Raw genomic sequence first — 21033 nt, 5'->3', positions numbered from 1 at the left:
CGCTCAGGCGCCTACCACTTGTCGTTGATCAGCGGGAGCAACGTCTCCGAGTTCACCTTGACCAGCCAGTCGTAGAACTCCTCGGTGAGGATCGACGAACCGTGGTCGATGATGAACTTGAGCTGCTCCGGCGGGATGTCCAGGCCCTCGAGGTTGGTCTCGAGCGCGTTCGGGTACTTGTTGGCCGGGGTGCGGTCGACGGGGGCCACGAACTCGGCCGTGAGGGCGCCGTCGTAGCCGACCTCGTTGAGCACGCCGACGAACTCGGTCCAGTTGTAGTCGCCGTAGCCGCAGGGCATCCGGTTGTTCTCGGCGACGTGGACGTCGACCAGCTTGTCGCCGACGAGACGGATCGCGTCGTAGAGGTTCGACTCCTCGATGTTGATGTGGAACGCGTCCAGCACCACGCCGAGGTTCGGTCCGACCGCGTCGCACAGCGCGAGCGCCTGCTCGGCGCGCGTGATCAGGTACGACTCGAAGCGGTTGAGCGGCTCGATGCCGACCCGCACGCCCTTGGCCTCGGCGAACTCGTAGACCTCCTTGGTGCCGTTGACGAGCCACTCCCACTCGTTCTCGGGAGTCGAGTCGGGCACGACCTTGCCGACCGTGCCGGGCACGAGGGTGAGGATCTTGCCGTCGAGGTCGTGGACGAGCTGGATGCAGTCCTTGACGTACTGCACGCTCTCGGCGCGCACCGCCTCGTCGCCGGACTGCATGTTGCGGCCGTCGACCATCAGGGTGACGGAGCCCCAGCAGTTGAGTCCGTAGTGGTCCAGAAGGCCGCGGACGTGCTTGGCATCGTACTTCTCGGGCTCGCCCGAGATCTCGATGCTCTTGTAGCCGTACTTGGCCAGGCGGGCGATCGTGGTCTCGATCGGCTCCGCGCGCATCCAGTTGTGCATAGACAGGTGCATCACTACTCTCCTTTGAGTTCGGGCACAGGGTGCCATTCTGCAGGTATTGCCGCTATTCAGTTGTGGGGCACGGCTACCAGCGGCTGTTGCGCGGCGGGCCGAACCCGAGCTTTCCGGGATTCATGATCCCGTCCGGGTCCCAGGCGTCCTTCATCTGACGCATGAGCTCGAACCCGGCGCCGTACTGCGGCCGCATGAAGCGACCGAGCTTGATGCCGACGCCGTGGTGGTCGTTCAGCACGGCGCGGTTCTCGAGGCCCGCGAGGATTCCCGCGTCCCAGAGCCGGTCGTGCAGGTCCATCGCCTCGGCCGGGTCGGTCGGCGGCTCGTCGACGTAGAACCGGTCGTAGAGCATCGCGCCCCAGTCGTACCAGTGCGAGAGGTGCGCGGTGTAGCGCGCGCCGTACTCGGCGAACTGCTCTTCGATGACCTTCTTCTTGGCACGGTAGATCGCCGGGATGTCGGCGAAGCGCGCGACCTGGTCGAAGGTGCCGTACATGAGCGGCGGCTGCGGCAGCTTGCCCTTGGCGTAGGGCTCGTACTTGCCCTCCCACCAGGTCTGCCCGACCTCGGGGCCGAGCGAGGTGCCGCCGGCGCTCTCGACGAGGCTGGTGATGGCGCGCGTCTCGTAGTCGACGAGGTCCTCGGAGCCGTCGCACATGATGACCATGAGCGTGCCGGTGAACGGGGTGCCGACCCAGTCGCGCAGCTTGTAGCTGTCGGCCTCGTCGTAGAGGCGGATGACGGCGGGGCGCAGCCGGTTGGTCATGATCCGCCGACCGGCTTCGATTCCGGCGAAGATGTCGGGGAAGCTGAAGGACAGGAAGCCGCGCGCCGCGGGAAGCGGGTCGATGCGCAGGCTGGCCTGAGTGATGACGCCGAGCGTTCCCTCCGAGCCGACGAAGGACTGCAGCAGGTCGGGCCCGGCCGCGTGGCTGGGCACCGGAAGCGTCGTGATGGTCTTGCCCGGGGCGACGACCGCCTCCACCTGGAGCACCTGGTCTTCGGCCTTGCCGTACTTGGTCGAGACGACGCCGGAGCCGCGGGCGGCGATGAAGCCGCCGATGGTCGCGCCGAGGTGGTAGGAGCCCGGGTAGTGGGCGAGCGTGAGGCCCTTCTCGTTGAGCGCCTTCTCGAGCGTCGGACCGTCGATGCCCGCGCCGGTCGTGACGACGAGGCTCTGCTCGTCGATCTCGACGATGTCGGTGAGGCGGCCGAGGTCCAGCGAGATGCCGCCGTAGGGGGCGAAGGTGCCGCCCTGGGTGCCGGAGCCGCCGCCGCGCGTCACGATCGGGATGCGGTAGTCGCTCGCGATCTGCACCACGCGCTCGACCTCGGCGGTGTTCGCCGGCCGCACCGCGAAGTCGGCGGCGGGCTGCTCAAGGCCCTTGTAGGTCAGGAACTTCGAGTACCACGACCAGTCCGAGGCCTGGGCCTGGAGGTCGGCGGGATCCTGGCTGACGTGCTCGGGCCCGAGTGCGGCGGTGAGCTCTCGGGCGATCTGCCCCCGGAGGTAATTCTGCCCGCTTACTTCGCCGGCCGACGATGTCGTGCTCACTGGTCTCCTCCGGTTCGGCAGGTCGCGCGGCGACCCTGCCGGTCACCGCTGACCATGTATCCGTACTTGTATACAAGTCAGAACACTATGCCGAATGAGAGCACGGTGTCAACACCCGGTGCGCCGAGCGCCCGGGCGTCGAGAGCGGCGAACCCTAGAGCGGGCCGAGGAGACTGGCGGCGACCGTCGCGTGAACGCTCTCGGTGTCGCTCGGGTGGTAGATGCCGGCCAGCACGTCGCGCTGCAGGCGCGCCAGCTCGCTCGCGGAGCGGTATCCGCCGCCGCCCGCCGAGCGCATGGCCTGATCCACGACGACGCGCGCGGTCTCGGTCGCGCGGTGCTTGGCGCCGGTGAGCTTCCGGAACCACAGCGCGCCGTGGTCGACCTGCTCGTCGACATCGCGGGCGAGCGTGTCGAGATCGGGCGCGAGGGCGTCGAGCGCGAGCGCCGCCTCGGCGAGCCGCCAGCGGAAGTCGGGATCGCGGTCGTAGCTGGTGCCCGTCTTGACGCTCGTGCGGCGCGTGACCGCCTCGACGCCGAGCTCGAGCGCGCGATCGGCGATGCCCGCATAGACCGAGCCGATCAGCAGCAGGAAGTTGGCGAAGATCGCGAACACGAACGGATCCGCGTTCGGCCCCACCGGGAGGAAGCGCGAGATGCGCTCCTCCGGCACGACCGCGTGGTCGAGCTTCGTCGTCCGACTCTGCGTCGCCCGCATCCCGAGCGTGTCCCAGTCGTCGAGCGTCGTCACGCCCGCGTCGTCGCGCGTGAGGAAGCCGTGCACGAGACGGGGACCGTCGGGTCCGTCGACCTGCTTGCCGAACACGCCGAGCCGGGTCCAGGCGGGGGCGAGCGAGGTGAAGATCTTGGTGCCCGTGAAGGCGTAACCGCCGTCGACGGTGTCGACCGTGGTGAGCGAGTCCCAGAGCACCAGGTCGTTGCCCGGTTCGCTGTTGCCGAAGGCGAACAGCTCGCCCGCCTCGGCATCCCGCAGCACCCAGTCGAGGCTGGAGTCGCCGCGCTCGTGCAGCACCCGCGCCACACCCACCCAGACCAGGTGCATGTTGATGCCGAGCGCGGTGGCCGGCGCGTGGGCCGCCAGCAGTCGCTGGTCGCGCGCCGTCTCCAGCAGCGAGCGCGGGGCGAGATATCCGGCCGCCCGCAGCTCCTCCAGATCCTCGGAGAAGAACGCGTTGGCGCGGTCGTAGTCCGCCGCGCGCGAGCGGATGCGGTCGAGCAGGTCCGGAGTCAGCACCGTCACTCGCCCAGGCTAACCCCGCCGCCGCGTTATGCTCTCGCCGTGACCGATCACCCGAGTGCCCCGACGCTGTACGACGTCGCGCGCGAAGCCGGGGTCTCCCTCGCCACCGCGTCTCGCGTCGTCAACGGCAGCACCCGACAGGTCGCCGAGTCGTACCGCACCCGCGTGATGGAGGCCGCCGCGCGCATCGGGTACACGACGAACCTGTCGGCGCAGGCGATGGCCCGCGGGGCCTCGCGGATCGCCGCCCTCCTCGTGAGCGACATCGCCGACCCGTTCTTCTCGACCCTCGCCTCCGGCGTGGCGCGCGCCGCCGAGCGCGAAGGGCTGCTCGTGACGATCGCGGTGACCGAGCGCGACCCGCAGCGCGAGCTTGCGCTGGTCCGCGAGCTGCGCGGGCTGCGCCGCAGCTGCTCGTGCTCGCGGGAAGCCGCTTCGTCAACGAGCCCGGCCATGATGCGCTGGCGCGCGAGCTCGACGGGTATCGCGCCGGCGGCGGCCGCGTCGTGCTGATCGGCCAGAACGAGTTCGACTTCGCCAGCATCCAGCTCGACAACGCCGGGGGCGCCGAGGCGCTCGGCCGACACCTCGGCGAGGCGGGATTCCGCAAGGTCGCGATCGCGGCGGGCCCGGCCGACCTGGTCACCGCGCGGCTGCGCGTCGAGGGCTTCCGGCGGGGCCTCGCGGCGTTCGGGGTCACCGTGCCGGATCACCTCGTGCTCGCGGGCGAGTTCAGCCGCGACGCGGGGGCGGATGCCGCCCGGCGCGTCGTGGAGCACCATCTGGACGAGGTCGAACTGCTCTTCGCCGTCAACGACGTGATGGCGATCGGGGCGCTGACGGCGCTGCGCGACGCGGGCGTCTCGGTGCCGGAGCGAATCGCGGTCGCGGGCTTCGACGACATCGAGGCGGCGAAGGACACCGTCCCGGCGCTGACGACGGTGCGTGTCGAGCTCGAGGCCCTCGGCCAGCGAGCCGTCGAACTGGCGATGGGCGACGACGACGGCGAGATCGCCGACGAGACCTTCGCCACGGCGGTCGTGGCGCGCGCCAGCACCGCGCGCTGATCCGGTTCGGGCGCCCCGGGCGGTGCGGCCACCCGCAGCGCCGGCGCACCGACCCCGTCCACGTCCACGTCCCCGTCCCCGGGTAACGGTTGCGTCGAACCAGACGGCCCGCTACTGTGTCGGAAAGCCCTTTCCGAGGCGACTCGTCGCTGACGCGCTCTCGGGCATTTCAGACCAACCAGGAGGCAACGTGGCTCCCCGCAGCATCGGCATCATCATGAACGGCGTCTCGGGTCGCATGGGATACCGCCAGCACCTGCTCCGTTCGATCCTCGCGATCCGCGAGCAGGGCGGTGTCCTCCTCGCCGACGGATCACGCCTGATGCCCGAGCCTATGCTCGTCGGCCGCAGCGAGGAGAAGCTTCGCGAACTGGCCGAGCGCCACGGGCTCACCCACTACACGACGAGCCTCGACGAGGCGCTCGCCAACCCCGACTTCCCGATCTACGCCGACTTCCTCGTGACGACCAAGCGCGTCGACGCGATCAAGAAGGCGATCGCCGCGGGCAAGCACATCTACACCGAGAAGCCCACCGCCGAGAGCTTCGAGGATGCCCTCGAGCTCGCGCGCCTTGCCGAGGCCGCCGGCGTCAAGAACGGCGTCGTGCACGACAAGCTGTACCTCCCGGGCCTGCTCAAGCTGCGCCGCCTGATCGACTCGGGCTTCTTCGGCGAGATCCTGAGCGTGCGCGGCGAGTTCGGGTACTGGGTGTTCGAAGGTGACTGGCAGCCCGCGCAGCGACCGAGCTGGAACTACCGCAGCGAAGACGGCGGCGGCATCATCTCCGACATGTTCGCGCACTGGAATTACGTGCTCGAGAACCTGTTCGGCCGCGTCGAGTCCGTCTACGCGCAGGCCGTCACCCACATCCCGGAGCGCGTCGACGAGAACGGCGTGCGCTACACCGCGACAGCCGACGACGCCGCGTACGCGATCTTCCAGCTCGAGGGCGGCATCACGGTGCAGCTCAACTCCAGCTGGGTCGTCCGCGTCGACCGCAAGGAGCTCGTCGAGTTCCAGGTGGACGGCACGCTCGGCTCCGCCGTCGTCGGCCTGTTCGGCTGCAAGATCCAGCCGCGCAACGCGACCCCGAAGCCGGTCTGGAACCCCGACCTGCCCGAGACGCACGACTACCTCGGCGACTGGATCGAGGTTCCCGACAACGATCCCGCCGAGAACGGCTTCAAGGTGCAGTGGGAGCACTTCCTGCGCCACGTCGTGGACGGGGAGGACTACAGCTTCGACCTGCTCGCCGGCGCCCGCGGGGTGCGTCTCAGCGAGGCCGGCCTCACCAGCTCCGCCGAGGGCCGGCGGCTCGAGCTCGCCCCCGTCACCCTCTGAGGCTCGCTCCCATGACCGCACTCCAGCTTCTCGACTCCGAGGGACGACTCGAACGCGTCCAGCTCGCGGCCGCGCCCGGATTCCGCTCGCCGAAGGCACGGCCGAGCTCGCGAGTCGCCTTCGCGGCCGCGCACGTCGTGCCCCGCACGTCGGCGGAGAACGTCCCGGGGCATCCCGCCGACATCGACTGGGATGCGACCCTCGCCTTCCGTCACCACGTCTGGTCGTGGGGTCTCGGCGTCGCCGACGCGATGGACACCGCCCAGCGCAACATGGGCCTGGACTGGGCCGCGACGGCCGAGCTGATCCAGCGCAGCGCCGCCGAGGCGCGCAGCGTGAACGGCGAGCTCGTCGTCGGGGTCAACACCGATCACGTGGAGGAGGCGCACATCTCGGTCGACGCCGTGGTGGATGCCTACCTGCACCAGCTCGAGGTCGCCGAGGAGGCGGGTGCGGGCGTCGTGCTGATGGCCTCGCGCCACCTGGCCCGCGCCGCGGAGAGCTCCGCCGACTACGAGCGGGTGTACCGCGAGGTGCTCTCGCGCACCACCGGTCCGGTCGTGCTGCACTGGCTCGGCGACGCCTTCGACGCCGAGCTCGCGGGCTACTTCGGCTCCGCCGACTTCGATGCGGCGAGCGCCACCGTGGTGCGGATCATCCAGGACAACCTGCCCAAGGTGCGCGGCATCAAGATGTCGCTGCTGGATGCCCAGGCCGAGATCTCGGTGCGGCGCCGCCTGCCGGACGGCGCGACGCTGTTCACCGGCGACGACTTCAACTACGTGTCGCTCATCGAGGGCGACGAGCTCGGCCACTCGGACGCCCTGCTCGGAGCGTTCGCCGCCGTCGCCCCCAACGCGGCCGTGGCGCTGCAGGCTCTCGACGCAGGCGATGCGGCCGAGTACCGGCGCATCCTGGAGCCGACCGAGGCGCTCGCCCGCCAGATCTTCGCCGCGCCGACCCAGTTCTACAAGACCGGCGTCGCCTTCCTGTCGTGGCTGAACGGCCACCAGTCGGCGTTCCAGATGGTCGGCGGACTGCACTCCGGCCGGAGCCTCGCCCACCTCAGCGAGATCGTGCGGCTGGCCAACCAGGCACGCGCGCTGGAGCGCCCGGAGCTGGCGGCCGCCCGCTGGCACACGATGCTGGCCGTGAACGGGCTGAGCTCATGAGCCTGGACCGCTTCTCTCTCAACCAGGCGACCATCAAGCTGGCCGACCTGGAGACGGCCGTGCGCGTCACGGCCGAGGCGGGCATCCCCGCCATCGGGCTGTGGCGCGAGCCGATCGCCGAGTACGGGGTCGCCGCGAGCGCGCGCCTGGTCCGCGACGCCGGACTCCGGGTCTCGTCGCTGTGCCGCGGCGGCTTCTTCACGATGCCGGAGGGCCCCGAGCGGCGGGCGTTCGATCGACGACAACCGGCGGGCGATCGACGAGACCGCCGAGCTCGGCGCGCCCGCGCTCGTGCTCGTCGCGGGCGGTCTCCCCGCCGCGTCGCGTGACCTGGCGGGCGCGCGATCCCGCGTCGCCGACGCCCTGGCCGAGCTCGCCCCGCACGCGGCCCAGGCCGGGGTGACGCTCGCGATCGAGCCGCTGCACCCGATGTACGCCTCCGATCGCGCGGTCGTCTCCACGCTCGAGCAGGCGCTCGACCTCGCCGCGCCGTTCGATGCCGCCCAGGTCGGCGTCGTCGTCGACACCTTCCACCTCTGGTGGGATCCGACCCTCGCCGTCCAGGTGGCGCGAGCGGGCCGCGAGGGGCGCATCGCGAGCTACCAGGTGTGCGACTGGGTGACGCCGATCGCGGCCGACCCGCTGCTGTCGCGTGGGATCCCGGGCGATGGCGACATCGACTTCACCGAATTCACCCGCCTGGTCAGCGCGGCCGGCTACCGCGGCGACATCGAGTGCGAGGTGTTCCGGCGCGAGATCTGGGATGCGGACCCGCGCGAGATCGCGCACCGTGCCGCGGCCGCCTTCGAGCTGCTCGTCGCCCCGCACCTCACCGCCGACGCGGTCGCCTGACGAGCCGAGTTCAGCTGGCGCCCAGCTGGCGCCGGGCCTCGTCGATCACGCGCAGCTGCTCGACGCTGCGATCCAGCGGATGCTCGGGCGCCTCGGTGCGTCCCGAGGCGACGTGCTCGGCGACGGCGGTCACCTGGTAGCAGAGCCCGTCGTTCCACACGAGCGGGGCGGGATCGCGCCACCCGAGGCTCTCGTCGCCGGCGCGGATCGAGAACCCGCCGACGCCGCAGAAGGGGCTGTCGAAGCTCAGCACCGCCTTCTCGCCGCCGACCGTCGCGACGATCGGCGTGTGCGCGACCATGCTGGAGCTCGCGACCGCCGTCGCGCCCGCGTAGTCGAGCGTGACCGCCGCCTGCTCGTCGACCCCCGTCACGGCGAGGCTCCCCCGCGCCGTGACGCTGGCCGGGTCCAGGCCGAGCACGAGCCCGCAGAACCACACCGTGTAGACGCCGAGGTCGAGCAGGCTGCCGCCGCCGAGCGCCGGGTCGAAGGCGCGGCTCGTCGGGTCGAAGGGGAACCGCGCCCCGAAGTCGGCGGACACTTGTCGCGGCGCGCCCAGCACACCGTCATCGAGCAGCCGTCGGAGAACGGTCGTCTGCGGCAGGAACCGCGACCACATCGCCTCCATCGCGAAGACGCCCGCCGCGCGGGCCGCCGCGACGATCGCCGCCGCATCCTCCGCGTTCGTGGCGATCGGCTTCTCGATCAGCACGTGCTTGCCCGCGGCGATCGCCAACTCGGCGAGCGCGCGGTGCTCGCTGTGCGGCGCCGCGATGTAGACGATATCCACCTCGGGATCGCCGACCAGCGCCTCGTACTCGCCGTAGAAGCGCTCGATGCCATGCGTCGCCGCGAACTCGGCCGCCCGGTCCGCAGAGCGCGACGCCACCGCGACGACCCGCTGATCGGTGTTGGCGTGCACGGTCGTCGTCCAGCTGTGCGCGATCCGGCCCGGAGCGAGAATCCCCCAGCGCAGAGTCGCCCCGCCACGCAGCGGGGTGTGGGTGGACGACGGCAGTGTCGAAGGAAGAATGCTCACCCGCCCGACGCTATCAGCGGGGTGCCCGCCGTCAGGCCGGACGCGGGAACGCGAGTCCGGGCCGCTGCACGGCGAGGCGCACCAGGTCCCCGACGGCGGGCAGCTCCACCGTGGACATGCGGATGCGCACGCTCGGGCCGTCGATGACATCGCAGGTGAGCATCGCGTCGTGGCCCGCGTAGGAGAGCGCGCTGACCCGCGCATCGGCGCCCGCCGCGGCGTGCGCGAGCAGCTCCGGTCGCGGCACGATCCACTCCGGTCGCAGCATCAGCCGCACGCGGTCGCCGTCGGCGGGCGCGAACCCGACGGCGGTCGCCTCGACCGAGCCGAGCGCGCAGATCACGCGGCCGCCGCGCCAGGCCCCGTCGAGCTCGACGACGTCGCCGACGAACGAGGCGACCCAGGCGGAGGCGGGATGCTGGTAGATCTCCTCGGGAGTGCCGAACTGCTCAAGCCGGCCGTCGCGCAGCACCGCCACCTTGTCGGCGAGGGTGAGCGCCTCCTCCTGATCGTGGGTGACCAGGAGGGAGGTCGTGCCCTGCGCGCGCAGCAGCTCGGCGACCTCGCGGCGCAGGCCGACGCGAAGCTGCGTATCGAGGGCGGCGAAGGGCTCATCGAGCAGCAGCAGCTCCGGTCGCGGCGCCAGCGCCCGCGCGAGGGCGACGCGCTGCACCTGGCCTCCGGAGAGCTGATTGGGCGCACGGCCGGTGAGACCTGCGAGACCGACCAGCTCGGCGAGCTCGGCGATGCGACGAGCGCGCACCGAGGCGGCGCCGCGACCGCGCCCGCGCGGCAGCGCGAATCCGATGTTCTCGGCGACCGAGAGGTGCGGGAAGAGGGAGGCGTCCTGCGGCACCCAGCCGATGCCCCGCTTCTCGGCCGGCACCGTGCGCCCGGGCCGCGAGAGCTCGCGCTCCCCGATGCGGATCGCTCCCGCCCCGATCGGCAGCAGCCCCGCGATCGCCAGCAGCAGGGTCGTCTTGCCGCAGCCGCTCGGCCCGAGCACCGCGACCAGATCGCCGCGATCGATGCGCAGCGACACCTCGTCGACCGCGAGCGTCGACCCGTGGGTGACGCTCACGCCGTCGATGACGAGATCGCTCACAGCTCCTCCTTGGCGACGGTGCGAACCCCGGACAGGATGACCGCCGGAACGGCGGCCAGCAGCACGAGCATCGCGGCGTACGGCGCGGCAGCCCCGTACTCGACCACCACCGTGCGGTTCCAGAGCTCGGTGGCGAGCGTCGACATCCCGGTCGGGCGCAGCAGCAGCGTCGCGGGCAATTCTTTCATGGTCGCGATCGCGACGAGCAGGGCTCCGATGCCCACGCTCGGCAGTGCCAACGGCACCGTCACCCGCCACCAGGCGCGCAGCGGCGTATCCCCGAGCGTGCGGGCGACGGCGACCAGTCGCGGCGGCACGTCGCCGAGCCCGGCCCGCATCGTGCTGATCGCCTTCGGCGCGAACAGCACGGCGTAGGCGAAGACGAGCACGGCGGCGCTCTGATACAGCGCCGGCACGACGGCGAGCGCGAAGAACACGAGCGAGAGGCCGACGACGATGCCGGGCAGCGCGTGTCCGAGATAGCTCACCGACTCGAGCGCCGAGACGAGTCGGCCGCGGTAGCGACTCGCGAGCGCCGCGACCGGCAGCGCGAGCAGCACCGCGAACAGCGCGGTCGCCACCGCCACCCCCACGGTCGCGCCGACGGCCTCGAGAAGGCGCGCGACGTCGAGCTCGCGCAGGGTCTGCGCCTCGAGCAGGCGGGCGAGGAGTCCCAGCAGGGGCACGACGACACCGACGGCGGGCGCCGCGGCGACGACGGGAAGCAGCGCGAGGAGCGCCCCGCGCCCGATGCGGCGGGGGGCGACGGCGCGCGCGGCCTGGCGCGGCAGCTGACCGCGGGCGCTGCGCTCTCCGACCACCACGAGCACGGCGAGCACCACGAGCAGCAGGGCCAGCACGGCGGCCTGGGCGCGGTCGAAGCTCGCCGCGTACGCCTGATTGATGCCCCAGGTGAGCGTCGGGAACCGCATCATGGCGACGAGCCCGAAGTCGCTCAGAGAGTACAGCGCAACGAGCAACGAGCCCGCGATCGCGGCGGGGCGCACCTGCGGCCAGGTGGCGACGAAGAAGGCCCGCACTGGGCCCCGGCCGAGGGTGCGCGCGACGCCCTCCAGGTCGCCGGATGCTCCGCGCAGGGCGGCCGCGACCGGCAGCGTCACGTACGGAACCGTCACGGCCGTCAACAGGATCCAGCTCGGCAGGAAGCCGTTGATCGCCGGGAGGGTGACGAGCCACCCGTAGCCGGCGAGATAGGACGGCACGGCGAGCGGCAGCGAGGAGACGAGCAGCCAGGTGCGCGGGAACGGCACGCGCAGCCGGCTCAGCACCACGGCGGTCGCGGTGCCGAGCACGAGGGAGGTCAGCGTGACCGCCGCGGCGAGCCCGAGCGAGTTGGTCGCGTATTCGAGCACGCGGGGGCGGGCCAGAACCTCGAGCATCGTCTCGAGGCCGCCGCCCGTGGCCCGCACCACCAGGTAGACGAGCGGGATCGCGGCCGCGGCGGCCGCCACGGCGGCCCCGAGCACGAGCAGCACCGGCGGTCGCCCCGCCGTCGCGGGCGCGATCACGGGCGCGATCACAGTCGCCGCGGGTGCGGGCGGATCGGCGACGTCGAGCGGGCGGACCATGTCTCTATTGCATCACCCTCGGCCGAGCCCGCGAGACGGCGGGAGCGAGGTGCGCCTCGCTCCCGCCGTCCCCTGCGGATCCTCGGTCAGATGAGGCCGTATCGGGCGAGCAGCTCCTGCGTCGTCGCCAGGTCGTCGAGGTCGCTCAGGTCGAGCTCGGGGTTGACGAGCGAGTCGAGGGCGGGGAGCCCTTCGGGGGCGGCCACCCCGGGGAGCAGCGGGTACTCGAAGGTCTGCTCGACGAAGTAGGTCTGCGCCTCCTCCGAGATGAGGAAGCGCACGAACTCGAGCGCATCGGCGTCGGCGGCGGCGCCGCTCAGGATGCCCGCGCCCGTGACGTTGACGATCGAGCCGGCGTCGCCCGCCTCGAGGAAGTCGATCTGCGCGCGCATGTTCTCGGCGCCGACTTCGGCGGCCTGACGGAACCAGTAGTAGTGGTTGATGAGACCGACGTCGAGCGCCCCCTCGTTGACCGCCGTCAGCGTGGCGGTGTTGTTCTCGAAGATCTGCAGGTCGTTGCTCGCGAGAGCCTCGACCCAGTCCTCGGCGACCTGCTCGCCCTCGATGACGCGCAGGGCGGTGACGAAGGACTGGAAGCTCGCGTTGCCCGGCGGCAGGCCGAGGCGGCCCGCCCACTCCGGCTCGACGTACTCGAGCACGGTGTCGGGCAGCTCGTCGGCCGTGAGCTCCTCGCCGTCGTAGACGACGACGCGGGCGCGGCCGGTGAGGCCGACCCAGCTGCCGTCGGTCGAGGTGAAGCCCGCCGGCACCGCGTCGGCGACGTCATCGGGCAGAGCGGCGAAGAGACCGGCCTGGCTCAGCGCGCCGAGCGCGCCGGCATCCTGCGAGAGGAAGACCTGGGCGGGGCTCTGGTCGCCCTCCTCGAGCAGCAGCGCGCCGAGCTCCGCCGTGTTGCCGTAGCGGACGTCTACCTCGATGCCGGACTGCTCCTCGAAGATGTCGATGAGGGGCTGGATCAGCTCCTCATCGCGACCCGAGTACAGGGTGAACGCGCCGTCGGCGACGACATCGGCGCCCGAGTCGACCGAGTCCGTGTCGGTCGCGGCCGAGCAGCCGACGAGGAGCGCAGCGCTCGCGGCGATGGCGAGCAGGGGCAGAGTGCGTGAAGCGTGCATGGGGGAAGAACTCCGTGAAAGGTGCCAGGAGTCGAACCGGTTCGGTTGACCGAACTTAGGTTAGGCTAACATCACCTATCGCGCCAGTTCGGTGCGCGGCAGGCGCGGTCTCAGGCCGCCGCGTCGCCCCGCAGCTCCGCGAGCACGGCCTCCAGCTGATCGACCGCCCACTCCAGATCCGCCAGCTCGATGATGAGCGGCGGCGCGAGCCGAATCGTCGACCCGTGGGTGTCCTTCGCGAGCACGCCGCGCTCGGCCAGCAGCTCGCACACGCGTCGTCCGGTCGCGAGCTCCGGGTCGATGTCGATTCCCGCCCAGAGGCCGACGCAGCGCACCGCGACGACGCCGTGCCCGAGCAGCGCGCGCAGCCGTTGATGCAGGATCGCGCCCAGGTCGCGCGCCCGCGCCTGCAGCTCGCCGGTCCCGAGCAGCTCGACGACAGCCCGGCCGACGGCGGCCGCGAGCGGGTTGCCGCCGAAGGTCGAGCCGTGCTCACCGGGACGCAGCACGCCCAGCACCTCGCGGTTCGCGACCACCGCGCTCACCGGCACGATACCGCCGCCGAGTGCCTTGCCGAGCAGGTACATGTCGGGCACCACGCCCGCGTTGTCGCACTGGAAGGTGGCGCCGGTGCGCCCCAGCCCCGACTGGATCTCGTCGGCGATGAAGAGCACGTTGAGCTCGGCGGTGATGCGTCGCACCTCGGGCAGGTAGTCCTCGGGCGGAACCACGATGCCCGCCTCGCCCTGGATCGGCTCCAGCAGCACCGCCACCGTGTTCTCGTCGATCGCGGCGGCGAGCGCCGCGGCATCGCCGTAGGGAACGCTCACGAAGCCGGGCGTGTACGGCCCGAAGTCGGCGCGCGCCTCGGCATCGTTCGAGAAGCTGATGATCGTCGTGGTGCGCCCGTGGAAGTTGCCGTCCGCCACCACGATCTTCGCCTCGTCGTGCGGCACGCCCTTCACGCGGTAGCCCCAGGCGCGCGCCACCTTGATCGCGCTCTCCACCGCCTCCGCGCCGGTGTTCATCGGCAGCACCATGTCCTTGTGCGCCAGCCGGGCCAGCGACTCGAGAAACGGTCCGAGCTGGTCGTTGTGGAAGGCCCGGCTGGTCAGGGTGATCCGATCGAGCTGCTCCTTCGCGGCGGCGATCAGCTCGGGGTGGCCGTGCCCGAAGTTGACGGCCGAGTAGGCGGCCAGGCAGTCGAGGTAGCGGCGCCCCTCGACATCGGTGAGCCACGCCCCCTCGCCCCGCGCGATCACGACCGGAAGCGGGTGGTAGTTGTGCGCGCCGAACTCCTCGACCTGGTCGAGGTAGCTCCGGGCGTTGACCGCGGTCATCGGCGCAGCTCCAGGGTGCAGCACTTCACTCCTCCGCCGCCGAGCAGCAGCTCCGACAGGTCGACCGGATGCGGCACGAAGCCCCGCTCGCGCAGCTGCCGACCGAACTCCTCGGCGCGGGCGGCGATCACGACGTTGCGCCCGTCGCTGAAGCTGTTGAGCCCGAGCACGGCGGCATCCTCGTCGGTGACGTGGATGGCATCCGGGAAGCGCTCGTTGAGGATGTCGAGGCTGGCGGCGTCGAAGGCCTTCGGGAGGAAGGCCACGCTGCCCGGTCCGCCGTTCGAGTCGAGCACCGCGAACGCGGTGTCCAGGTGGTAGAAGCTCGGGTCGACGAGACGCAGGGTGACGACCTCGCGGCCGTAGATGCGGCGCAGCTCGTCGTGGCTCGCGGTGTCGCTGCGGAAGCCGGTGCCGGCGAAGATGGTGTCTCCGACGAGCAGGAAGTCACCCTCGCCCTCGTTGGTGGACACCGGTTCGCGCACCTCGAAGCCGTTCGCCGCGAACCACGCCATGTAGGCGGGACCCTCCGGAGCGCGCTCCGGGAACTGGAACCGGGCTCCATAGGCGATGCCGTCCAGGGTGAAGCCCCCGTTGGCGGCGTAGACCATGTCGGGCAGATCGTCGACCGGGTCGATGAGGTGCACCTCGAAGCCGAGCTCCCGGTAGATCCGGTAGAGCTCGTCCCACTGCCGCACCGCCAGAGCGGTGTCGGTGGGCTCCTCCGGATGCATCCACGGGTTGATCCGGTAGCTGACGGTGAAGTGCTCGGGACGGCACATCAGCACCGTGCGCTGGGTCGCCACACGTTCGGGGGCGAGGGGGGCGGAGTCGGTCAACGTCATGACTTCCAGTGTTGCACGCATGCATCCGATGAAATCTGGCTCGGTGCGCACATTTTCGCCGTGATCATTGCCAGCCACGCAGTAATTCAGCGTAGGATCGGCTCGTGGATAACCTCGACTACGGCATTCTCGACCTCCTCCGCCAGAACTCCCGCGCCGGCTACGGCGACATCGGCGACAGGATCGGCCTCTCGGCCTCGGCCGTGAAACGGCGCGTCGATCGCCTCGTCGCCGACGGCGTCATCCGCGCGTTCACCATCCAGGTCGACCCGAAGGTCGACGGCCTGGCGACCGAGGCCTGGGTCGAGCTGTTCTGCCGCGGCACGGTCGCCCCCGAGGAGCTCAAGCGCATCCTGCAGGGCGTGCCCGAGGTGGTGGACGCCAGTACCGTCACCGGCTCCGCCGACGCGGTCGTGCTGCTGCGCTCCCGCGACATCCCCTCGCTCGAGGACGCGCTCGAGAAGGTCCGGGTGGCCCCCAGCGTCGACCACACGCGCAGCGCGATCGTGCTGAGCCGGCTCATCCACCGCAACTACGACTGAACGCGCGGATGCCGCGGTCCCGCTCGACACTGAGCGGGACCGCGGCGGGCGGTCGCGGCTGACTAGGCGGCGACCATCTCCCGTGCGCGGGGAGTCGCGGCGGCCGGTTCGACCAGGTAGCGCGAGTAGGCCGCGATAGTGAGGAACGTCGGGAAGTCATCCCCCAGCGTCACCTCGCGGAACAGCTCGGCCGCATCCTCGATGCGGGAGCCCTCGCCCGCACGCTCGGCGACCTCGCGCTCGAGCAGCTGCTCGACCAGCTCGGCCGTCACCCGCGTGCCCTCGGCGGTCACGACGCCCTGACGGATCCACTGCCAGAGCTGAGACCGGCTGATCTCGGCGGTGGCCGCGTCCTCCATGAGGTCGTCGATCGCCGCGGCGCCGATGCCGCGCAGCCAGCTGTCGAGGTAGCGCAGCGCGATCGAGACGTTGGCGGCGAGTCCCGCATCCGTCACCTCGCCGTCGATGTCGAGGTCGGTGAGCTGGGCCGCTGTCACGTGCACCTCCTCGCGGAGACGCTCCAGCTGGTTCGGCCGCTCGCCGAGCACCGCGTCGAACTCGGCGCGCGCCGTCGGGATCAAGTCCGGATGCGCCACCCACGTGCCGTCGAACCCGTCGCCCGCCTCGCGGCGCTTATCGGCCTGAACCGCGGCGAGCGCGCGCTCGGTGACCTCCGGGTCGCGCCGGTTCGGGATGAACGCGCTCATGCCGCCGATCGCGTGCGCGCCCCGCTTGTGGCAGGTCTGCACGAGCAGCTCGGTGTAGGCCCGCATGAACGGCACCGTCATCGTGATCTCCTTGCGGTCGGGGAGCGTGAAGCGCGCCCCGCGTCCGCGGAAGTTCTTGATGATGCTGAAGATGTAGTCCCAGCGTCCCGCGTTGAGCCCCGCGCAGTGCTCGCGCAGCTCGTAGAGGATCTCGTCCATCTCGAACGCCGCGGTGATCGTCTCGATCAGCACCGTCGCGCGGATCGTGCCGTGCGGGATGCCGAGCGCGTTCTCGCTGAAGGTGAACACGTCGTCCCACAGCCGCGCCTCGAGGTGGTTCTCGAGCTTCGGCAGGTAGAAGTACGGTCCCGTGCCGCGCGCGATCAGCTCCTGCGCGTTGTGGAAGAAGTACAGCCCGAAGTCGACCAGCGAAGCGCTCGCCGGCGAGGCGATCCCCGCCTGATCGGTGTAGCGCAGGTGCTTCTCGACCAGGTGCCAGCCGCGCGGGCGGAACACGATCGTCGGCGTCTCCTCCCCCAGGGTGTAGCTCTTGCCCTCGGGGGTCGTGAAGTCGATCTGCCGGCGGATCGCGTCGAACAGATTCTGCTGACCGCCGATGACGTTCTCCCACGTGGGGCTGAGCGCGTCCTCGTGGTCGGCGAGCCAGACCTTGGCCCCGGAGTTCATCGCGTTGACCGTCATCTTGCGGTCGGTCGGGCCGGTGATCTCGACGCGACGGTCCTCGAGGCCGGGACCGGCGCCCGCGACGCGCCACTCGGTGTTCTCGCGCACCGGCTTGGTCTCGTCGAGGAACCGCAGGTTGCGGCCGTTGTCGATCGCGTGGCGGAACAGCATCCGCCCGGAGAGCCGCTCCTGGCGGCGCCCGGCGAAGATGTCGTGCAGTCGGGTCAGGAAGCGCAGCGCTTCCGGCGTGAGGATGCGTGCGGTGCTCTCGTCCTGCGGACCGAGCACCTCCATCCGAATCGGGTGAGTCATGATCGTCTCCTGTCGTGTCTCGTGGCCTAGTGGAACTGCGCGGACTCGGTGGAGCCGACGAGCGCGAGAGTGGCACTGTCCGGGTTGAGGGCAGTGGAGATCCGGTCGAAGTACCCGGTTCCCACCTCGCGCTGGTGCTTGGTCGCGGTGTAGCCGCGGGATTCGGCGGCGAATTCCGCCTCCTGCAACTCGACGTAGGCGCTCATGTGCCGCGTCGAGTAGCCCTGCGCCAGCTCGAACATCCCGTGGTTCAGGGAGTGGAAGCCGGCAAGTGTGATGAATTGGAAGGCGTAGCCCATCGCCGACAGCTCGCGCTGGAACTTCGCGATGGTGTCGTCGTCGAGGTGGCGCTTCCAGTTGAAGCTCGGCGAGCAGTTGTAGGCGAGCTTCTGGCCGGGGTACTCGGCGTGGATGCTCTCGGCGAAGGTGCGCGCGAGTTCCAGGTCGGGTTCGCTCGACTCCACCCACAGCAGGTCGGCGTAGGGCGCGTAGGCGTGGCCGCGGGCGAGCACCGGACCGATGCCGTTCTCGACCTCGTAGAAGCCCTCGCTCGTGCGGCCGCCGGAGAGGAACGGGCGATCCCGCTCATCCACGTCGCTGGTGAGCAGCGTGGCGGCGAGCGAGTCGGTGCGCGCGATGACGATCGTCGGCACGTCGGCGACGTCGGCGGCGAGCCGGGCGGCGTTGAGGGTGCGGATGTGCTGCCCGGTCGGGATGAGCACCTTGCCGCCCATGTGACCGCACTTCTTCTCGCTCGCCAGCTGGTCCTCCCAGTGCACGCCCGCGGCTCCCGCCTCGATCATCGAGTGCATGAGCTCGTAGGCGTTGAGCGGGCCGCCGAAGCCGGCCTCGGCGTCGGCGACGATCGGAACCATCCAGTCGCGCGAGGCGTTGCCCTCGCTGAACTCGATCTGCGCCGAGCGCTGCAGCGCGTTGTTGATGCGGCGCACGACGGCGGGAACCGAGTTGGCCGGGTAGAGGCTCTGGTCGGGGTAGGTCTGGCCGGAGAGGTTGGCGTCGCCGGCGACCTGCCAGCCGGAGAGGTAGATCGCCTTGAGTCCGGCGCGCACCTGCTGCACGGCCTGGTTGCCGGTGAGGGCGCCGAGTGCCGCCACCCACTCTTCGGGGTTCTCGCTGTTGGCCTCGATGAGCTCCCACAGGTTCTCGGCGCCGCGGCGAGCGAGCGTGCGCTCCTCGCGCACCGGGCCGCGGAGGGCGATGACGTCCTCGGCGGTGTAGTCGCGGCGGACGTTGGCCCACCGCGGGTCGGTGTCCCACTCGTGCTGAAGTTCGGCGGCGGTCTGGGTCTGGTCGCCGGGACGCGGGGGCGTGGTGCTCATGGACTGCTCCTTTGCTGAAGTCGTGCTTCGACTGTGCGCCCGCTGCAACCGGAATTTCTCAGAACTTCGGCCAGAAATTCCCCGAAATTTCTGATGCGAAGAACAATCGGACCTGGGATGCTGTCGGAATGGCCCCCTTCGATGACGAAGCCCTCGACGATGAGGAGATGCTCGATCCGCTCACCATCGGCCGCCGCATCCGACAGCTGCGCTCCGACCGCGGGATGACCCTCGAGGTGCTCGCGCAGGCGATCGGCCGGGCGCCGTCGCAGGTCTCGGTGATCGAGAACGGCAAGCGCGAGCTCAAGGTCGGCGAGCTCGCAGCGCTTCGCCCGCATCCTCGAGGTCAGCCTCGACGAGCTGCTCTCCCCCGAGCCGCCGAGCTCGCGGGATGCGCTCGAGATCGCGCTCGAGCGCGCCGGCCGCGGCCCGATCTTCTCCTCCCTCGAACTGCCCCCGGTCCCCGTGCGCAAAGGCCTCAGCGACGAGGCGATCGCCACGATCCTGCGGCTGCACGACGAGCTGGAGCGCCTGCACCGGCAGCGCGCCGCCACCCCCGAGGAGGCGCGGCGCGCGAACGCCGAGCTGCGCGCCGAGCAGCGTCGGCGCGGCAACCACTTCCCGGAGCTGGAGCGCACCGCGCGCGAGCTGCTCGCGGCCGTCGGCCACACCGGCGGGCCGCTCTCCCAGCGGGTCGCCTCCGAGCTCGCCGCGCACCTCGGCTTCTCGCTGCACTACGTGCCCGACCTTCCGGCCTCCACCCGCAGCGTCACCGACAAGGAGAACGGGCGCATCTACCTGCCGGTGCGGCACGGCGACACCGACCCGCGCTCGACGCTGCTGCAGGCGCTCGCGGCGCACGTGCTCGACAAGAAGGAGCCGCACGACTACGCCGAGCTGCTGCGGCAGCGCGTCGAGACCAACTACCTCGCGGGCGCGCTGCTCATCCCGGAGGAGAGCGCCGTCGCGTTCCTCACCGCCGCCAAGCAGGCCCGCGAGCTGAGCATCGAGGACCTGCGGGATGCCTTCGCCGTCAGCTACGAGACCGCCGCCCACCGCTTCACGAACCTCGCGACCGAGCACCTGGGCCTGCCGGTGCACTTCCTGAAGGTGCACTCGAGCGGCACCATCTCGAAGGCCTACGAGAACGACGGCGCCGCCTTCCCGACCGACGCGCTCGGTGCCATCGACGGGCAGATCGTCTGCCGCTGGTGGAGCGCCCGCCAGGTGTTCGAGGTTGCCGACCGACTGAGCCCGTTCCACCAGTACACCGACAAGCCGGCGGGCACCTACTGGTGCAGCTCGAGCATCCAGTCCACCGCCGCGGGCGACTTCTCGGTCAGCGTCGGCACGCCCTTCGCGCACGTGAAGTGGTTCCGCGGGCGCGACACTCAGCGACGCCTGCGCTCCACCTGCCCGGACCCCTCGTGCTGCCGACGTCCCCCGGCCGAGCTCTCACAGCGCTGGGCCGAGAAGGCGTGGCCGAGCGCGCGCCTGAACGCCTCACTGCTCGCGGCGATGCCGACCGGCACCTTCACCGGCGTCGACACGACGGCGGTCTACGAGTTCCTTGAGAAGCACTCCGGGGCGCGCGCATGAGGCTCACCATCGATCACGAGGCCGCCGAGGCGCCCTTCGAGCAGCTGCGCCGGCAGGTCCGGGACGCCGCCCTCTCCGGAGAGCTCGCCGCCGGTTCCAAGCTCCCCACCGTGCGCGCCCTCGCCGCCGAGCTCGGACTCGCCGCCAACACGGTCGCCCGCGCCTACCGCGAGCTCGAGTCCGACGGCGTCATCGAGACGCGCGGACGCAACGGCTCCTTCGTCACCTTCTCCGCGGATGCCGCCGAGCGATCCTTGCAGGAGGCGGCCACCGAGTTCGCCGCCCGCGCCCGCGCGCTCGGCATCACCGCACCCGCCGCCCTCGACGCGGCCCGCGCCGCCCTCGACGCCTAGCCCCGGCCCGCGCGCCCCCGCGCATCCCGCGCACCCCACCTCCCCGCGCACCCGCCCCCCGCGTACCCCACCTCCCCGCGAGCGGTGCCAAACGTGGGGTGCACGGCCCCAACACCGCACTTTTCGCACCGCTCGCCGGGGCGTCAACCCGACGTGCGCGTCAGCGAGCCCACCCGCGCGGTTGGCGTGCACCCGCAGCGCACCCCGCTAACCAACACCCCGCGAGCGGTGCCAAACGTGGGGTGCACGGCCCCAACACCGCACTTTTCGCACCGC

General features: G+C 71.0%; 17 protein-coding genes and 2 pseudogenes. 8 read left to right on the top strand and 11 right to left on the bottom strand.

Annotated elements, in window-relative coordinates; translation table 11 throughout:
• Window positions 1–11 precede the first annotated feature (11 nt).
• The 3 genes from AC0L6Y_RS12715 to AC0L6Y_RS12705 all read right to left on the bottom strand — a co-directional run bounded on the left by AC0L6Y_RS12715 (window position 12) and on the right by AC0L6Y_RS12705 (window position 3733).
• Complete coding sequence (locus AC0L6Y_RS12715) at window positions 12–914, bottom strand: sugar phosphate isomerase/epimerase family protein (protein ID WP_473558537.1); 903 nt, start codon at window positions 912–914, stop codon at window positions 12–14.
• A 73-nt stretch (window positions 915–987) separates the two neighbouring features.
• Window positions 988–2472, bottom strand: coding sequence for an FAD-binding oxidoreductase (locus tag AC0L6Y_RS12710; protein ID WP_473553235.1), 1485 nt, complete (start codon window positions 2470–2472; stop codon window positions 988–990).
• A 154-nt stretch (window positions 2473–2626) separates the two neighbouring features.
• Window positions 2627–3733 carry an acyl-CoA dehydrogenase family protein gene (locus AC0L6Y_RS12705; RefSeq protein ID WP_473553232.1) on the bottom strand — a complete coding sequence of 369 codons (1107 nt, stop codon included), beginning with the start codon at window positions 3731–3733 and terminating at the stop codon, window positions 2627–2629.
• A 39-nt stretch (window positions 3734–3772) separates the two neighbouring features.
• On the opposite strand from AC0L6Y_RS12705, the gene AC0L6Y_RS12700 reads away from it, so the two are divergent.
• From AC0L6Y_RS12700 to AC0L6Y_RS12680, 5 genes and pseudogenes are all read left to right on the top strand, one after another.
• Entirely contained in the window at window positions 3773–4246 is a 474-nt protein-coding gene (locus AC0L6Y_RS12700) for a LacI family DNA-binding transcriptional regulator (protein WP_473553228.1), read from the top strand.
• Window positions 4150–4800 (top strand): LacI family DNA-binding transcriptional regulator, encoded by a 651-nt coding sequence (locus AC0L6Y_RS12695; RefSeq protein ID WP_473553225.1) that lies wholly within the window; start codon window positions 4150–4152, stop codon window positions 4798–4800. Before AC0L6Y_RS12700 ends, AC0L6Y_RS12695 begins: the two co-directional genes overlap by 97 nt.
• A gap of 217 nt (window positions 4801–5017) precedes the next feature.
• Window positions 5018–6142: a Gfo/Idh/MocA family protein gene (locus AC0L6Y_RS12690; protein WP_473558532.1), complete on the top strand. Its 1125-nt coding sequence runs from the start codon at window positions 5018–5020 to the stop codon at window positions 6140–6142.
• Between the two features lie 11 nt (window positions 6143–6153).
• Complete coding sequence (locus AC0L6Y_RS12685; protein WP_473553222.1) at window positions 6154–7314, top strand: dihydrodipicolinate synthase family protein; 1161 nt, start codon at window positions 6154–6156, stop codon at window positions 7312–7314.
• Window positions 7311–8166: pseudogene (locus AC0L6Y_RS12680) on the top strand (sugar phosphate isomerase/epimerase family protein). Before AC0L6Y_RS12685 ends, AC0L6Y_RS12680 begins: the two are co-directional and overlap by 4 nt.
• 10 nt (window positions 8167–8176) lie before the next feature.
• Here the strand turns inward: AC0L6Y_RS12680 and AC0L6Y_RS12675 are convergent.
• The 6 genes from AC0L6Y_RS12675 to ddaH form a co-directional block, all read right to left on the bottom strand.
• Window positions 8177–9205 carry a Gfo/Idh/MocA family protein gene (locus AC0L6Y_RS12675; protein ID WP_473553219.1) on the bottom strand — a complete coding sequence of 343 codons (1029 nt, stop codon included), beginning with the start codon at window positions 9203–9205 and terminating at the stop codon, window positions 8177–8179.
• A gap of 31 nt (window positions 9206–9236) precedes the next feature.
• Window positions 9237–10310 (bottom strand): ABC transporter ATP-binding protein, encoded by a 1074-nt coding sequence (locus tag AC0L6Y_RS12670; RefSeq protein WP_473553217.1) that lies wholly within the window; start codon window positions 10308–10310, stop codon window positions 9237–9239.
• Entirely contained in the window at window positions 10307–11899 is a 1593-nt protein-coding gene (locus tag AC0L6Y_RS12665) for an ABC transporter permease (protein ID WP_473553214.1), read from the bottom strand. The genes AC0L6Y_RS12670 and AC0L6Y_RS12665 overlap by 4 nt, the downstream gene beginning before the upstream one ends.
• 86 nt (window positions 11900–11985) lie before the next feature.
• Complete coding sequence (locus AC0L6Y_RS12660) at window positions 11986–13035, bottom strand: iron ABC transporter substrate-binding protein (RefSeq protein ID WP_473553210.1); 1050 nt, start codon at window positions 13033–13035, stop codon at window positions 11986–11988.
• 110 nt (window positions 13036–13145) lie between these two features.
• Window positions 13146–14375, bottom strand: coding sequence for an ornithine--oxo-acid transaminase (rocD, locus tag AC0L6Y_RS12655; RefSeq protein WP_473553207.1), 1230 nt, complete (start codon window positions 14373–14375; stop codon window positions 13146–13148).
• Window positions 14372–15220, bottom strand: coding sequence for a dimethylargininase (ddaH, locus tag AC0L6Y_RS12650; RefSeq protein ID WP_473553204.1), 849 nt, complete (start codon window positions 15218–15220; stop codon window positions 14372–14374). Before ddaH ends, rocD begins: the two co-directional genes overlap by 4 nt.
• Window positions 15221–15324: 104 nt before the next feature.
• On the opposite strand from ddaH, the gene AC0L6Y_RS12645 reads away from it, so the two are divergent.
• Window positions 15325–15762 (top strand): Lrp/AsnC family transcriptional regulator, encoded by a 438-nt coding sequence (locus tag AC0L6Y_RS12645; RefSeq protein ID WP_473553198.1) that lies wholly within the window; start codon window positions 15325–15327, stop codon window positions 15760–15762.
• Window positions 15763–15824: 62 nt separating this feature from the next.
• Here the strand turns inward: AC0L6Y_RS12645 and aceB are convergent, their stop codons facing one another.
• Both aceB and aceA read right to left on the bottom strand, forming a co-directional pair.
• Window positions 15825–17465, bottom strand: coding sequence for a malate synthase A (aceB, locus tag AC0L6Y_RS12640; RefSeq protein WP_473553192.1), 1641 nt, complete (start codon window positions 17463–17465; stop codon window positions 15825–15827).
• Window positions 17466–17491: 26 nt separating this feature from the next.
• Window positions 17492–18805, bottom strand: a complete 1314-nt coding sequence (gene aceA, locus AC0L6Y_RS12635) for an isocitrate lyase (RefSeq protein WP_473553189.1) — start codon at window positions 18803–18805, stop codon at window positions 17492–17494.
• A 128-nt stretch (window positions 18806–18933) separates the two neighbouring features.
• Between aceA and AC0L6Y_RS12630 the strand changes: the two are divergent.
• Window positions 18934–20404: pseudogene (locus AC0L6Y_RS12630) on the top strand (helix-turn-helix domain-containing protein).
• Window positions 20401–20757 (top strand): GntR family transcriptional regulator, encoded by a 357-nt coding sequence (locus tag AC0L6Y_RS12625; protein ID WP_473553186.1) that lies wholly within the window; start codon window positions 20401–20403, stop codon window positions 20755–20757. The pseudogene AC0L6Y_RS12630 and the gene AC0L6Y_RS12625 overlap by 4 nt, the downstream one beginning before the upstream one ends.
• Window positions 20758–21033: the final 276 nt, after the last annotated feature.

The sequence above is a fragment of the Pseudolysinimonas sp. 10J20-29 genome, from assembly GCF_055809595.1.
Note: the sequence above shows the minus strand (reverse complement) of the source record. Positions and strands in the feature narration are given on the sequence as shown.